We start from the raw sequence: 15,400 nt of genomic DNA, 5'->3' as shown, positions 1-15,400 counted from the left end.
ATATTATTTTGAAACATATTTTGCTTTTCCTTCATCCAAAAACTTTACAAAGTTTTCAACATTTGAATCAAATGCTTTTGGTGGAGCCAAAGTGCCTTTTTGTTCATTTGGATTGACTAAACAATAATAAGGCTGAGCATTGCCGTTGAATCTTACAATCTGAAAATCTAGGTTCTGGTCGCCCATTGAAGTTTTCTCTTGTCCGTCGTCTTTAGAGATATACCATTTTTCTTTCGGTAATTCCATTTTATCATCCACATACAAAGCCACTACTACATAGTCTTCTTTCAGTCTTTTCAATACCGCTGGATTTGACCAAACATTTTCTTCCATTTTTCTACAATTTACACAACCGTGTCCAGTAAAATCAATAAAGATGGGCTTGTTTACTTTTTTGGCATATGCTACGGCTTCTTCATAATCAAAAAAGCCTTGTAAACCATGCGGTAAAGTAAGGAATTCACTATACTTTGGTTTAGGGAAATTAACATCTCCACCTTCTGATTTGCTAGAAGACCCCGACGACACAAAGTCTTGTGTAGTAAGAGGCGGTAACCAACCTGCCAATGCTTTTAGTGGCGCTCCAAACATTCCGGGAATCATATATACCACAAACGCAAACACTAAAATTGCCATCAACATTTTTGGCACGCTTACTTTATCTGTTTTGTCATCATGCGGTAATTGAACCTTGCCTAATAAATAAAACCCTATTAACGAGAATATTACAATCCATAAAGCCAGATATACCTCTCTATCTAAAATACCCCAGTGATATACTTGGTCGGCAGTACTTAAGAATTTAAGGGCTAATGCTAATTCTAAAAAGCCTAAAATTACTTTTACAGAATTCATCCAGCCACCAGATTTTGGCAAGCTCTTCAACCATTGTGGGAAAATAGCAAACAAAGTAAATGGAATAGCAAAGGCTAACGAAAAGCCAAACATTCCAATAATAGGTTTGATGATTTCGCCTTGGGCAGAAGCTATTAAAATAGAACCAGCAACAGGCCCAGTACAAGAGAATGAAACCAATACTAACGTAAATGCCATAAAGAACACCCCTATTAAACCTCCTCTATCAGACTGAGCATCTATTTTATTGACAAAATTTGAAGGCAAAACGATTTCGAACCAACCCAAAAATGATATTCCAAAAAATACAAAGATGACAAAGAATAGCAAATTAGGAATCCAGTGAGTACTCAACCAGTTAGCAAAACCCGGTCCTGCCAATGCGGCAATCAATGTGCCAAATAATACATAGATAGCTACAATCGAAAAGCCATATAGGAATGCTAATTTTCTTCCACCTTTTTGTTTGGTGAAAAAACTTACTGTCATGGGAATTAGTGGATATACACATGGCGTTAACAAAGCCAAAAGTCCTGCACCAAAAGCTACCCAAAAGAAAGCAAATAACGATTGTTGTTCTGCGGGTAATGTTGCTGTTTCAGAGGCTACTGAGCTAGTGCTTTTTTCAGCGACTAATGTATCTGCTTGGATTTCTGTCTTAACTACCACTGAGTCTTTAACAACAGGCGTTAAAGTAGTACTTTCTGTAGCTGTTTTTACAGCTTTTTCTTCGATGGGGCGGCTATCGTTTTTTTTTTCAGCTCCTGCTAAAGCAAAATTACCTTTTACAGGAACACACGTCCCACTGACATCTGAACAAGATTGGCTATCATAAGCACCCTCCACTAAAAATTTCGCTTTTAATATCTTGATACTTTGGCGAAAAATAGCTTTATGTTTAAAGTACGTATATTCGCCATTCCAAATTTCTTTATCGAATTTCTTAGATGGATTGATAGCCTTTAGGCCTCCTACGGCCTCATAACTATCATTTGCTTTTAATTTAATCGTAGTAACTGTTGGGCCTAAGTCTTCACTAAAATCTGAAGAGTATAAATACCAGTCGTCTTGAATATCTACCGAAAAAATGATGTCAACCGTTTCGCCAACTGCTGGATTTGCTTTTGATAAAGCCCAAGACCATTTGGCGGGTGTAAGTTTTTGTGCAGTAGTGCCTACTGAATAAGTAAGTAATATTAATAAACTAAAAAATAACTTTTTCATCTGTTGATGGATTGTATAATATGCTTAATTTTCTAAACAGTAAATTGTAGCTGTGGGTTCTACATCTTTGTAAATACATGCTATTAAGCCTTATTAATTGTTTTGAAGCGCAAATTTAAAGCAAATCAATAGCAATAAATGTATGTTTAGCAATTCAATTGCTTTTACTTAAAAAAATAAAAAGGCTAAATTTTCTCAAATTTAACCTTTTAAATAATTGTCTTTATTGAACTAGTTCATTTTCTTCAAATTCTCTTTGAATATCTTTGTAAATTTCTCTAGCTTCGGTTTTATCACTACTTGGCAATAAGGATTATGCCCATTCAATTCATAATAATCTTGGTGATAATCTTCAGCAGGATAAAACACTGAAAATGCGGTAATTTCTGTTACAATCGGATTCGGGAAAACGTGTTCAGCATTTAGTTTAGCTTTCCAAGCCTCAGCAGTTTTTTTCTGGGCTTCGTTATGATAAAAAACGGCAGAACGATATTGTGGTCCTTCATCAGCACCCTGACGATTTAAGGTAGTAGGGTCGTGGGTTTTCCAGAAAATTTCTAAAATTTTGTCAAAAGATATTTTCTTAGGGTCAAAAGTTACTTGTACCACTTCTGCATGACCCGTAAGACCCGTACAAACTTCTTTGTAAGATGGGTTTTTAACCTTTCCTCCAGAATAACCTGATTCTACTTTTACAACACCTTCTACTTGCTGAAAAATAGCTTCCACACACCAAAAGCATCCCGCTCCAAACGTAACTACTTCTGTTCCTTCAAGATTGACTTTTTCATTGTTCATTTTATTGGTATTTTTCTGATTATCAGAACTTTTAGCACATGAAATATTTACGAACAATGTAAATATTCCAAGAAGTATGATATTAATTTTTGTTCTCATTGTTGATAACGTTTAAAACTTGATGTAAGTTTGTATTTTTTATGAAAGTATTTCTTACAACGATGATATCCTTGTAACATTACATACGTAAAAATAATATCCAAAGATAGTACCAATTAAAAAATTAGATTGTCTGATGAACGACATACTTACAAAATCAGAACCACAAAAAACATCAAAAAGTTACTTTAAAGTTGTACAGCAACGTTGGAAAGATGCTATACAGTCAGATGGATTTACCATTAAATTACTAACAGCAGTTGGTGTTTCCTTTTGGGCTGCCCCAAAATTTCCTTCTTATTTTATTAATATTCAAAAACGCGAAGGTGCCTACCTTTCTGATATTGTATTAAACACTATACCAGCGTTGGATGTTTCAACGCCAATTTTTGCTGTTATCTACGGGATGCTCGTATTCCTACTTTGTAGGGTAATTGTTAAGCCAAAATTATTTTTACTTTTCTGCTTAACTTTTGTGATTGAAACAGTATTGAGGATGTCATGTATTTATTTTTTTCCCTTGAATCCTCCTATCGATTTAGTTCCTCTTCATGATACTTTTGCCGAGTTATTAATCTATGGAGATACCGAACCTATCACAAAAGATTTATTTTTTTCTGGTCATACTGCAACGATGGTAATGATTTGGTTGTTTCTTGAAAAACGTTGGGAAAAAACATTAGCGGCTATTGCATGCATCACTTTGGCAATATTATTGCTAGTTCAACATGTACATTATACAGCTGATGTCATTGGTGCATTTTTCTTTACTGCACTTTCTTATGTGATTGCACGTTATATCAATAAACAAAAATGGTCAATCACTTGTGGGATAATATTATTATTTTTCATTATCTTGGAAACCCTTTTCTGGCTTAGCGGTAAAATTATTTAAGTCCAAAAATCATAAACCGTTGTATTTTAAGGGAATGATAGAAAATATATTAATTAAACCCTTAATTTTGCAAGTCAAAAATTAGTAGGTATTAAAAAATTATTGAGCGTTTTTAAGTTTGCAACTAATATTTGTTAATTAACAGAGGTAAATTGTAAATTTTCTAATGAAAAATTTACAATTTGATTACATTCAATTAATTTGCATTGTTTTACGGAAAAAGGAGGTTGATTTTCTTATTCCTAAACTAAGTAAACATAGTTCTGCCCAACTATGTTTATGAAACGATTGTAAGAATCGTTAAACTTTATTTTGTACAATTTTTTACAAAACTGGTTTGGTTGAACAAATTAGTTTTGTATCAGGAACTTTCTATCAAATATAGTTCTTGCAAACCACTTTAATTCAGGGTAAAAATATGGTAAAGTTTGAGTACAAAACCTTCCAATTAGGGGAGAAACTAACACAAGAGCAGAAAGATTATTTCCGCAAGTATGGTGTAATTCAATTTAAAAATTTCATTAATGCTGAAACTATTCAAAAGTGTATCAGCGAATTAGATAAAATTGAAAAACAATGGTTGACTGATGGCGTTGAGAAAATCAACGGTATTCCGTTGAAGTTTGGTAAAGACGAACACGGTAATAAAATGATTCAAAGAATGTGCTTTACTAACAAGTATAGTACTTTCTTAGGTGAATTCTTGAAAGACCCTCGCTTACAAGTATTGGTTGAGTTATTGGCTCCTTATGATGGCCGTATTAGCGACAACGAAAAGGATGGTCTTGTCTTTAATCATTATGTAAATGCGCCAAACAGTAAATTCACACAAATGGGATGGCATACAGACAGCCCTCGTGATTTATTTTTAGGTCAGAAAATCCTTCCTATGTTGAACGTAGGAGTACACTTAGATAATTGCCCAAGTTCTAACGGGGGGTTAAGAGTGTTGCCGGGGACACAAAACCAGAGTGTTTTAAAACTTTTGTTTGGTAAAAAATATTTTATCGACCATACCCCTGATACAAAGGAAGTTGGTTTTGAGATTCAAGCAGGAGATTTAACCGTACACGATGGCCGTTTGTGGCACAGAGTAGAGGTTTCACCAAATGTTGGTGAGAAGTCTCGTCGTAGAGTAATGTATGTACCTATCATTACAGGTAAATACATGCCTAAAAACGAAAATAGTAAAACGCCATTTTATCACCGTTTTGCAAAAGTTGTTCAGAAATAAGCAATCAGTAATAGAACTTAAAAAGCCTGTGGAAAATATTTTCCACAGGCTTTTTTACTATATTATAATGCTGAAAATCTATTTTGACAATTTAGATTTCGCAAAAGCAAAAATCATTGGTAAAATTGAAAATGCAACAATCCCTAAAACCACTTTTTCAAAATTATGCTTTACCCATTCGTTATTTCCTAAAAAGTAACCAAGTAGCGTAATTGAGCTCACCCAAAGTGTAGCGCCTAATATACAAAAAGTAATATAAGTACTATATTTCATGCTTCCTGCACCCGCTACAAATGGTGCTACTGTACGGACAATAGGCACAAAACGAGCCATAATAACCGTTTGTCCACCATGTTTGGCATAAAAATCTTCTGTTTGAGTAATATGTTTACGCTTTAAAAATAGAATCTTATCCTTAGACTTTACGTATTCACTAAAATACTTTCCGATAAAATAGTTTACATTATCGCCCAAAAGAGCGGCTCCGATTAAAAGCGGAATAACAAATGTAATATCAATTTTACCACCTGTTGCAGGAGCAGCCAATACGCCGACAGCAAAAAGCAAAGAATCGCCAGGTAATAGAGGCATTACGATAAGCCCAGTTTCTACGAAAATAATCAAGAAAAGTAATCCGTAAGTAACAGTGCCATGTTCACTGATAAAATCAGAAAGTGCATGTAATGGGTCTTTGAGGAGTTGTAAGAAAAAGTTGATAATTTCCATTTGTACATTGGGTTTGTTTAGTAAGCATTATACATTAAAAATCAGTTATGAGAAAAGGCACTTCTTGTATTCGCCTTCACTAATAACTGATTCTTTCTGTTTGTTGATGTTGAGTGGTTACTTATCTAAAAAATGAGTAAATGTATCACCTCTTAATCCTAGACGAATGGTCTCTAAAGAAATCACTTCGTGCGGTGCAATATTGCCAACGTTTACATTAGCGCCTACCAACTTCACGAACCATACTTGTTGAGATTTTTGTGGAGCTTCCCAAATGATTTTCTCTTCTGGAATCTCTGTAAGAATTTCTTCTACTAATCCTTGACGAACTTCTCCTGATGCACGGAACAAACCAACGTTTCCGCCTTCGCGGGCTTCGCCAATTACTTTCCAAGCACCTGCTTCTAATTCAGCCTTCATCAATTTAATCCATTTGTATGGAGGAATGATTTTAGCTTCATCTTTAGAACCTACTTCAGAAAGTACAGTTACTTGTTTGGCTAAAGTTCTGATATATTCGCATTTATCATCTTGTTCCATTTCTAAAGAACCATCTGAAACCTCGGCATACTCCATTCCAAATTGATCTAAAATACGACGGTACTCATCAAATTGTTTACGAATAATAAAAGCTTCAAATAAAGTCCCTCCAAAATATACAGGAATCCCTGCTGATTTGTAAACGGCTAATTTTTCTTTCAAGTTTGGGGTTACAAACGATGTAGCCCATCCTAACTTTACGATGTCAGTATAAGCAGCACTCGTTTCCAAAAAATCCTCTATCTGTCTGATACTTAGACCTTTGTCCATCACCATTGTGTATCCTTTTTGGCGTGGTTTAGTAGTTCTCTCAGGAATTTGAGTAAGTGGATAATTCATATTTTGTTATCGGTTATCAGTTGTCACCTGTCGTTTTTCGGGTATTGATTTCCAAATTTTTACTTCAAAAAAAGCACATTATTTAATCAATACAAGAACGTGAACTGCAAAATTAAATATATCCTTGCTATCCAGCAAATTAGAATGTTCATATATTGTGTTAATTCAATACAAGACACTCATAACAACCTATAAGACAACCACTTAACTTTTTTTGAAAAATAATTTTTCTTAGATTTATAAAAATTTAACAAAAAGGTGTTCTTTTTATGAACACTGTTCATTATTTTTGTGCCTAATGATTTTAAACTTCTAAAAATATGAAAAATACAATTAGCACGATTATTATGTTTCTGTTAATAATCAATCTTGGCAAGGCACAGTCTGTTCATAAAGATGCTATTTTAGGTGAATGGCTTTCTGAGGAAAAAGATGGAAAGGTATTAATCTTTAAACAAGGGGAAAAATATTTCGGAAAAGTAGTTTGGGGAAAGTCTTCTGGAAAAAAAGATGAGAAGAATCCAGACCCTTCGTTAAGAAATAAAGATATTATAGGTTCTACTATTTTAAAAGACTTTAGTTTCAAAGGAAAATCATGGGAAGGCGGAAACGTTTATGACCCTAATAATGGCAAGAGCTACTCTTGCACGATGAAGCTAAAGAGTAATGACGAATTAGAAATCAGGGGCTATATTGGTATTTCTTTATTAGGAAGATCAACAGTATGGACAAGAGTTAAATGATTTTGTGGAAATTGTATCCACATTTTAAAATCGAACATTCAAAATATGGGTATTATCGAGAGAAAAGAAAGAGAAAGGCAAGAAGTTCGGTCAATGATTTTAGAAGCCGCGCAACAAGCCTTTATAGAAGATGGTTACGAGAAGGCTTCTATTCGTGCCATTGCCGACCGTGTAGAGTATAGTCCAGCAACAATATATCTTTATTTTAAAGACAAAAGTGAGATTTTCTTTGCTGTTCATGAATTAGGTTTTGAAAAATTAATACTGGAAATGTCTGATGCGATTGAGGGCATACAGAATCCCCTTGAAAAACTTCGTCAGCAAGGATATGCGTACATGAAGTTTGCTTTGGAAAATCCAGCCATGTACGATTTGATGTTTATCCAGAATGCACCCATGGAAGCCATTTTCGACAATGAAGAATGGGCATGTGGTCATAGATGTTTTGAACTTATCTGCACGATTGTGCAGGAGTGTATTGATAATAAGTTAATCAAGATTTCTGGATTAGAATTAGCAACTATGTCGATTTGGTCGTTTATGCACGGCTTAGTTTCACTTAAAATAAGAAATAGATTTAAAATGTTCCCACAAGAACACATTCAACAATTAATGTCTGCTTCAGTGGAACAGATGATAGAACTTATTCAACATGACTAATCCATCGCTTGATTTTTTCACTAACCTCGTCGGCAAACCCTTAGCCGAAAATAGTCCCTCGCCCGTTTCAAAATGGCTAGATGGCATTCTGATTGGTCTTGAACATGGCGCTATTACGGTAGAATATACCATTCGCAAAGATATGTGTAACCCTGCGCATATTCTTCATGGGGGCGTAGCAGCCACGATGATGGATGATATTATCGGGATGACAATCTTTAGCATGGGGCATACAGCTTTCTATAGTACTGTCAATCTTTCGATTGATTACCTATTTTCTGCTAAAATTGGAGAAAAGGTTACCGCAAAATCCAAGATAATCAGAGTAGGCAAAAAAATAGCCCATGCCGAAGGCGAAATCAGGAATCAACAAGGGACAATTATCGCAAAATGTACGACCAATCTGGTATCTACCAGCAACGAAATAAAGTCCTTATAATTTATCAACTTAAAAAGCACTATTTCAACATTTCAGGTTAAGTGCTTTTTATTTTGCTTAATAACTAAACACTGTTTATATTTTAAATAACGTTTATGAAAACCCTAAAAATTTACGCAAAACCTTTTATAGCAATCAATCTTGCCAATAATAAACTGGTTTTACTATTGCTTGTAAGTATTTGCTTCTTGACAGATTCAAAGGCTCAATCAGATATTTTAAACCAATATGTGCAAGAAGGTTTAAAAAATAGCCAGATTATCAAACAGCAACAATTCTCTTTACAGAAAGCAGTGTATGCCCTTGAGGAAGCGAAGGCACTCTTTAAACCTAATGTTAGTTTCAACACTACTGTTTCGGCGGCACAGGGCGGACGTAAAATCGAAATTCCAGTAGGTGATTTGGTAAACCCTGTTTACTCAACCTTAAATGCACTGACCAATTCAAACAAGTTTCCGCAAATCTCCAATACTTCTGAGCAACTAGTTCCTAAAGACTTTTACGATTTGCGTTTTAAAACTACTATGCCCATTTTGAATGCTGAAATTAGATACAACCAAGCTATCAAAAAAGAGCAAATAACGGTACAACAAACCGAAATTCAGGTGTATAAACGTGAATTAGTACGCGACATCAAAGCAGCTTATTTTAATTATTTAAAAGCCAGTGAAGCCGTTAAGGTGTATGAAAATGCACTGAAAATTCTTCAAGAAAGCGAACGGGTAAATGAAAGTTTGATTAAGAATGGTTCGGCAAATCCAACAGTGCTGGTACGTACTCGTAACGAAATTGCAAAAATTGATGCTGAAATTAGCAATGCCAAGGGTAATCAACTGAATGCGGCAGCTTACTTTAATTTTTTATTGAACAAGGATTTTAATTCCATCATTGAAATCGAAAACCTCAATACATCTCTACTTGACTTGAATCTTGAAGATGGACATCGAGAAGAATTAGATAAGATTCAGGCAGGAATCAATATCAACAAACAGTTGGTAGGGTTGAGTCAATCTTACAAAAAACTAAAAGTGGGGGCTTCCTTAGATGTAGGTTCGCAAGGACGTTTCGCCCAAATAGCCAGTGCTGATAAAAACTTCTTTAGCCCAAATGCCTTTGTATTGCTCGGTGTTTCATTTGATTTACCTGTGTATTCTTTTGGCAGGAATCAGTTAAAAGTAAAACAGTCGGAAATGGACTTGGCGGCTTTGGATACCCAAGCACAACAGGTAAAAAACCAGTTGGCACTCCAGACTGAAATGGCACAAAACTCATTAAGCTCCTCTAAAAAAGTATTTGCATCTAAGGCTTCGCAAATATCAACTGCTGAAAGATATTACCGCGATATGCTCCGCAGATACAAAGAAGGCAACCTGAATTTTATAGAATTGCTTGATGCACAGACACAAATCACCACAGCACAACTACAACAATCTATTTCTCTTTATGATGTTTGGCTAAAATGGACTGACCTAGAAAGAGCCAAAGCTAGTTACGAAATCAAATAACCCTACTAAGAAATCATGTTTAACACGATAAAAAGTATTTTCAGAAACATTACTGAAAAAAATAATATCATCGCCCGCCCCAAAACGGCAAAAGCTGGCAAGAAGTCATTTTATGATTTAACAATCAAGAACCTGACAGGTAAAACAACAATCAACTTTGCTGATTTTGAAGGCAAAAAAGTATTGATTATCAACACGGCTTCTAAATGTGGATACACTCCACAATATGAAGACTGGCAACAGTTTCATGAAAAATTTGGAGACAAAGTAGTTGTTATCGGTATGCCCGCCAATAATTTTCTAGCACAGGAATCTGGTAGTGCCTCTGACATTGAAGAATTCTGCCAAGTAAACTATGGCGTTTCATTCACGATTACAGAAAAAGTAAGTGTGTTGGGCAATGATAAACATCCTATTTGTCAATGGCTTTCTGAAGAAAATCAAAATGGCTGGAATAATATAGCACCAAGCTGGAACTTCTGTAAATACTTAATCAACGAAAAAGGGGAATTGACGCATTTTTTTGGTTCAGCCATTAAGCCTGAAAATCCTTCTTTCAAACAAGCATTAGCATTCTAAATCAATTTTTTAAGAATAAATATTCAAAGGATATGAAAAAAATTATCACTTATTCTATTGGCCTTTCCTTCCTGTTTTCGGTACTGGTAAGTTGTGGCAAAAAAGCGGAAGAAAAAAAATCTTTGGCAGACGAAGACGTAATCGCCGTGAAATTGGCGGAGGTTGTCCAAGGAAATTCAAATGAAGTTATCAAAGCCTCGGGATTAATGGCTTCGTTACAAGAAGCTCGTTTATCGTTTAAAACAGGCGGAATTATTGCCAAAATTTATGTAAAGGAAGGTCAGAATGTTTCGAAAGGACAACTATTAGCCTCGTTAAACCTTACTGAAATCAATGCTCAAGTACAACAGGCTTCTGAAAGTGTACAAAAAGCTGAACGTGATTTAAGAAGAGTGACCAATCTTTATAAAGATTCTGTCGCTACCCTTGAACAAGTACAAAACCTAACTACGGCTTTGAGCGTAGCCAAACAAAACTTTGAAATTGCGAATTACAATCAGGGATTTTCTAAGATTTATGCCACTTCTACAGGTGTAATTGTAAAAAAGCTTATGAACGAGGGCGAACTAGCTAGCCCAGGCACTCCTGTATTCTTTATGAATGCAACCAGTGCTAACGACTGGGTCTTGAAAGTAGGTGTTGCCGATAAAGACTGGACACGCCTTCATTTAGGAGATAAAGCGACGATTCAATTAGATGCTTTTGCCGATACTCCATTTACGGCTACAGTCTCTAACCTATCACAAGGAGCAGACCAAAGTTCTGGGTTATATCAGGCTGAATTAAAGTTAAATACACAGGGCAAAAAAATGGCTGCGGGGCTATTCGGTAATGCCATCATTACACCAAATGCTATTCATCAAAATACCTTTGTGCCCATCGATGCCGTCATTGAAGGTAACGGAAATGATGCTTTTGTGTATACAGTTGAAAACGGAAAAGCACACAAAGTGGCCATTAAAATACTTTCTATCAATAATGATAAAGTATTTATCCAGAGCCCTTCTGTACCCATTACACAAGTAATCACTGGCGGGTCTGCGTATTTAGTAGAAGGAAGCAAGGTAAAAATCATTCAATAAAAAGAGAGTTTCACACTCAAATAAAATTATTATGAAAATCTCTGAATTCTCAGTTAAAAATTACCAATTCACGCTGGTCGTGTTTTTGGGTATCCTTTCAATAGGTATTTACTCCTTATTGAATATGCCTCGTGGAGAAGACCCTGAATTTTCTTCTCCTCAGTTTGGTGTCACTGTTATTTACCCAGGTGCATCGCCAAAAGACGTTGAGCAGTTAGTAGCCGATGTAGTAGAAAAGCGTATCAACGAATTAGATAATATCGAAAGAGTTAGAACCAGTATTTATGATGGTGTAGCTATTTTTCAGGTAGAATATGCTTTTGAGTCGGACCCAGAAGAAAAATACCAAGAGATAGTGCGTGAAATGAACGCCGTTAGAAAAGAGTTACCCGCCGATGTGCTAGATGTACGCATAGAACGGTATCAGCCCGACGGTGTAAATATCTACCAATTTGCCTTGGTATCTGAAAACCTCCCCTATTCTCAATTAGAAAAGTATGCCGACGATTTGGAAAAAACTTTAGAGAAAAACCGTTCTCTAAAAAATATTAAAAGTTGGGGCTTTCCTCAGCGAAAGATTTCGGTTGAGTTGAATCAGGCAAAATTGGCACAAGACAAAATTCCTGTCAACAGAGTGTTAGGAGCTATTCAGTCTGAAAACGTAAATATTCCGGGTGGTTCGTTGAATCTTTCAAACAAAAAATTCAATGTAAAAACCTCTGGCAATTTTAAAGATATTGAGGAAATCAAAAACGTTATTGTATTTACCAACGGCACTAAAATCGTTTATTTAAAAGACATTGCAGAAGTAAAATATGCCTACGAAGACGAAACCCATAAAACGCGCTTAAATGGACACAGAAGTGTGTTTGTAACTGCCTGCCAGAAGTTTGGGCAAAACATTATTAAAGTACGAGCACAGACTGACCCAAAAATCGAGGAGTTCAAAAAGACATTACCTAAATCGGTAGACTTGGTAAAAGTATTCGATCAAGCAGAATCTGTTGATAAACGCTTGATGCGTTTCGCCAAAGATTTCGGCATTGCTATCTTATTGGTCTTGATTACCCTTTTGCCTTTGGGTTCTAGGGCCAGTTTAGTGGTTATGATTTCTATTCCGCTTTCATTGGCCATTGGATTAGCCCTTTTATATGCCTTAGGTTTTACCATCAACCAACTTTCTATTGTTGGGATGATTGTAGCATTGGGTATTCTGGTAGATGATTCTATCGTAGTCGTCGAAAACATTGAGCGATTTATGCGGATGGGGATTCCTAAAAAACAAGCGGCGATTGATGCCACCAAACAAATTAGCTTAGCAGTAGTAGGTTGTACGGTACTCTTAATCTTTGCTTTTTTACCTGTGGCCAACTTACCAGAAGCCGCTGGAAAATTCATTCGTAGTTTACCTATGGCTGTAAGTGTTACAGTACTAGCCTCTATGGTTGTGGCCTTGACTATCGTGCCGTTTTTATCAAGTGTTATCTTAAAAAATCATGAAAATGCTGATGGTAATTTCATTTTAAGAGGCATGAAGCGTTTGATTTCTGCTACCTATGGTAAATTGATGGATTGGTGTTTAAAACATCCCAAAATCACCTTGGCAGGTTCTTTAGGCATCTTTGTAGGCGTGATGATGATTGCCAAATTCTTTTTAGGCTTCTCGCTTTTCCCTACTTCCGAAAAGCCCATGTTTTTGGTCAACATAACAACACCTGTAGGAACCAACCTAAAAGCGACGAACGAAGTAGTGCGTTTTGTAGAAAATGAATTAAAAAAAGAACCAGAAATTAAAAACATTGCGGCTAACATTGGTAGAGGCAATCCAAGGATTTATTATAATGTAATTGGTGGGGCAGAATCTGAAAACTTTGGCCAGATTTTTGTTCTTTTACAAGATGTTGAAACGAAGGAGAAAAAGCAGATAATCGACCGCCTGAGAACTCAGTTGGCTAATTATCCAAATGCTAAAATTGAAGTAAAAGATTTTGAACAAGGCCCACCTTTGGAAGCACCGATTGCTTACAGAGTTTTTGGGAATAATTTAGATAGTTTAAGAATCATTGCTGGGCAAATTGAAAAGATTTTAGCAGCTCAGGAAGGCTCTATTTATACAGACAATCCGCTAAGAGTACAACCAACTGACCTAAGAGTACATATCAACAAGGAAAAAGCTGGTTTGTTGGGCGTAAACATTTCAGATATCGACCGCACAGTGCGTTTGGGCATTGCGGGCTTGAATGTAGGGACTTATCGTGAAGAAGGACAAATTGATGACTATAACATTAATGTTTCGATTCCAAGAACTGATACCAAACAGAATTTTGAGGTATTTGATAATCTCTACGTCAATAATGCCTTAGGAACAGCTATTCCTGTGAAGCAATTGATTGAAGTGAAATTTGAAACTTCACCCAACCAGATTAAACATTATAATAAAGACCGCTATGTAACCATTTCTACGTTTTTGAAGTCTGGTTATAATACTGCCAAAGTAAATCAAGAATTAATTCAGAAATTGAATAAATTCAAATTCCCACAAGGTTTTTACTATACCGTATCGGGTGAAGCAGAAAATGCAGAAAAATCTTTCGGAGGCATAGGGGTAATTATCCTGATAACTGTCTTTGGGATGATTGCTATTCTTATCTTAGAATTTAGGAATTTTAAATCGACGCTCATTGTACTTTCCGTTATTCCTCTGGGAATTGTCGGAGCCATTGTTGGGCTGTTAATTGCAGGAGAAAATTTATCGTTTACGGCCGTAATTGGTTTTATAGCCTTAATTGGTATAGAAATTAAAAACTCGCTCTTATTAGTAGATTTCACGAATCAACTCAGAGAAGACGGGATGGAACTAGACGAAGCCATTCACCAAGCAGGTGAAATTCGTTTCGTACCCATCTTATTAACATCATTCACTGCCATCGGAGGATTAATTCCATTGATCATTGAATATTCTGATTTGTATTCGCCTTTGGCAATTGTACTAATCGGTGGTATTACAAGTTCTACATTGTTGGCTCGTTTGGTTACGCCAGTAATGTATAAGTTACTTCCGCCAAGTATTAGTAAAAAAGCAACTGTGGCTTAATAAGCTTTTACAAGCCCTAAGTGAAATACTATTTGAATATCATTGAGCGTTTTTAACAGAGAGAATTTTATCTATTAAATTAAAATTTTAAATCAATGAAATTCAACACGAGTAAACTTATTCAATTTTTATCACGGAATTTCTATATCAATCCGCGATTAATTGCACCACAGAAACGTTTTTATGCAGATTTAGGGATGAACTCATTAGAATTCCTTGAATTAATTGTTTATTTAGAAAATACTTATGGAATTGTTTTGCCAGATAATGAAGTGGATAAAATCCAGACGATAAAACAGTTGTCTGAAGTAATGGAAGCAAATCTTGTTCGTGTAGAAGCTTAATTACAACTTTGGAAAAGTTTAATATAAATTTAATCTTATCCAAAATCTTCAATTATCATCAAAAAATTAGTCATTCCGAATGTTAAAATCAAAAAAGCGGTTGAAATTAGTTTTCAACCGCTTTTTTGATTCATAGTTCCGTTAGGAACGGAATATCGGTAGAAGTATCTTGCTAGCCACCTCCTAGCCCCATTGGGTCGAAATATTTCGCCCCGATGGGGCTAGGAGGGAAATATCCGTTTAC

At 35.6% G+C, this 15,400-nt stretch carries 14 protein-coding genes; 10 read left to right on the top strand and 4 right to left on the bottom strand.

The annotated features are described in order from the left end of the window. Window positions 1-3: 3 nt before the first annotated feature. Window positions 4-2,079, bottom strand: a complete 2,076-nt coding sequence (locus AC07N0_RS06600) for a protein-disulfide reductase DsbD family protein (protein ID WP_494588571.1) — start codon at window positions 2,077-2,079, stop codon at window positions 4-6. Between the two features lie 231 nt (window positions 2,080-2,310). Beyond that, complete coding sequence (gene msrA, locus AC07N0_RS06595; RefSeq protein ID WP_494588570.1) at window positions 2,311-2,976, bottom strand: peptide-methionine (S)-S-oxide reductase MsrA; 666 nt, start codon at window positions 2,974-2,976, stop codon at window positions 2,311-2,313. Between the two features lie 136 nt (window positions 2,977-3,112). On the opposite strand from msrA, the gene AC07N0_RS06590 reads away from it, so the two are divergent. Then, the gene (locus AC07N0_RS06590; RefSeq protein WP_492801656.1) at window positions 3,113-3,871 is read left to right on the top strand and encodes a phosphatase PAP2-related protein; all 759 of its coding nucleotides are present in this window, start codon (window positions 3,113-3,115) and stop codon (window positions 3,869-3,871) included. A 418-nt stretch (window positions 3,872-4,289) separates the two neighbouring features. Further along, complete coding sequence (locus AC07N0_RS06585) at window positions 4,290-5,105, top strand: phytanoyl-CoA dioxygenase family protein (RefSeq protein ID WP_494589090.1); 816 nt, start codon at window positions 4,290-4,292, stop codon at window positions 5,103-5,105. Between the two features lie 78 nt (window positions 5,106-5,183). On the opposite strand, the gene AC07N0_RS06580 is transcribed toward AC07N0_RS06585, so the two are convergent. Continuing rightward, on the bottom strand, window positions 5,184-5,831 hold the full coding sequence (locus AC07N0_RS06580; RefSeq protein WP_494588569.1) for a VTT domain-containing protein: 648 nt from the start codon (window positions 5,829-5,831) through the stop codon (window positions 5,184-5,186). A gap of 117 nt (window positions 5,832-5,948) precedes the next feature. Next, window positions 5,949-6,710: a phosphosulfolactate synthase gene (locus AC07N0_RS06575; protein WP_492801654.1), complete on the bottom strand. Its 762-nt coding sequence runs from the start codon at window positions 6,708-6,710 to the stop codon at window positions 5,949-5,951. 320 nt (window positions 6,711-7,030) lie between these two features. On the opposite strand from AC07N0_RS06575, the gene AC07N0_RS06570 reads away from it, so the two are divergent. The 8 genes from AC07N0_RS06570 to AC07N0_RS06535 all read left to right on the top strand — a co-directional run bounded on the left by AC07N0_RS06570 (window position 7,031) and on the right by AC07N0_RS06535 (window position 15,156). Next, entirely contained in the window at window positions 7,031-7,453 is a 423-nt protein-coding gene (locus AC07N0_RS06570) for a DUF2147 domain-containing protein (RefSeq protein WP_494588568.1), read from the top strand. A 45-nt stretch (window positions 7,454-7,498) separates the two neighbouring features. Further along, on the top strand, window positions 7,499-8,113 hold the full coding sequence (locus AC07N0_RS06565) for a TetR/AcrR family transcriptional regulator (protein ID WP_492801651.1): 615 nt from the start codon (window positions 7,499-7,501) through the stop codon (window positions 8,111-8,113). Next, window positions 8,106-8,552 carry a PaaI family thioesterase gene (locus tag AC07N0_RS06560; protein WP_494588567.1) on the top strand — a complete coding sequence of 149 codons (447 nt, stop codon included), beginning with the start codon at window positions 8,106-8,108 and terminating at the stop codon, window positions 8,550-8,552. Before AC07N0_RS06565 ends, AC07N0_RS06560 begins: the two co-directional genes overlap by 8 nt. Before the next feature lie 95 nt (window positions 8,553-8,647). After that, window positions 8,648-10,057, top strand: a complete 1,410-nt coding sequence (locus AC07N0_RS06555) for a TolC family protein (RefSeq protein WP_494588566.1) — start codon at window positions 8,648-8,650, stop codon at window positions 10,055-10,057. Between the two features lie 15 nt (window positions 10,058-10,072). Next, window positions 10,073-10,636, top strand: coding sequence for a glutathione peroxidase (locus AC07N0_RS06550; RefSeq protein WP_494588565.1), 564 nt, complete (start codon window positions 10,073-10,075; stop codon window positions 10,634-10,636). Between the two features lie 32 nt (window positions 10,637-10,668). Next, a complete protein-coding gene (locus AC07N0_RS06545; protein ID WP_494588564.1) occupies window positions 10,669-11,718 on the top strand; it encodes an efflux RND transporter periplasmic adaptor subunit in 1,050 nt (349 codons plus the stop codon). Between the two features lie 31 nt (window positions 11,719-11,749). Beyond that, window positions 11,750-14,812: an efflux RND transporter permease subunit gene (locus AC07N0_RS06540; protein ID WP_494588563.1), complete on the top strand. Its 3,063-nt coding sequence runs from the start codon at window positions 11,750-11,752 to the stop codon at window positions 14,810-14,812. A gap of 95 nt (window positions 14,813-14,907) precedes the next feature. After that, entirely contained in the window at window positions 14,908-15,156 is a 249-nt protein-coding gene (locus AC07N0_RS06535) for an acyl carrier protein (protein ID WP_309920974.1), read from the top strand. Window positions 15,157-15,400 lie beyond the last annotated feature (244 nt).

This window comes from Arcicella sp. GW821-FHT09D11, from assembly GCF_059416265.1.
Note: the sequence above shows the minus strand (reverse complement) of the source record. Positions and strands in the feature narration are given on the sequence as shown.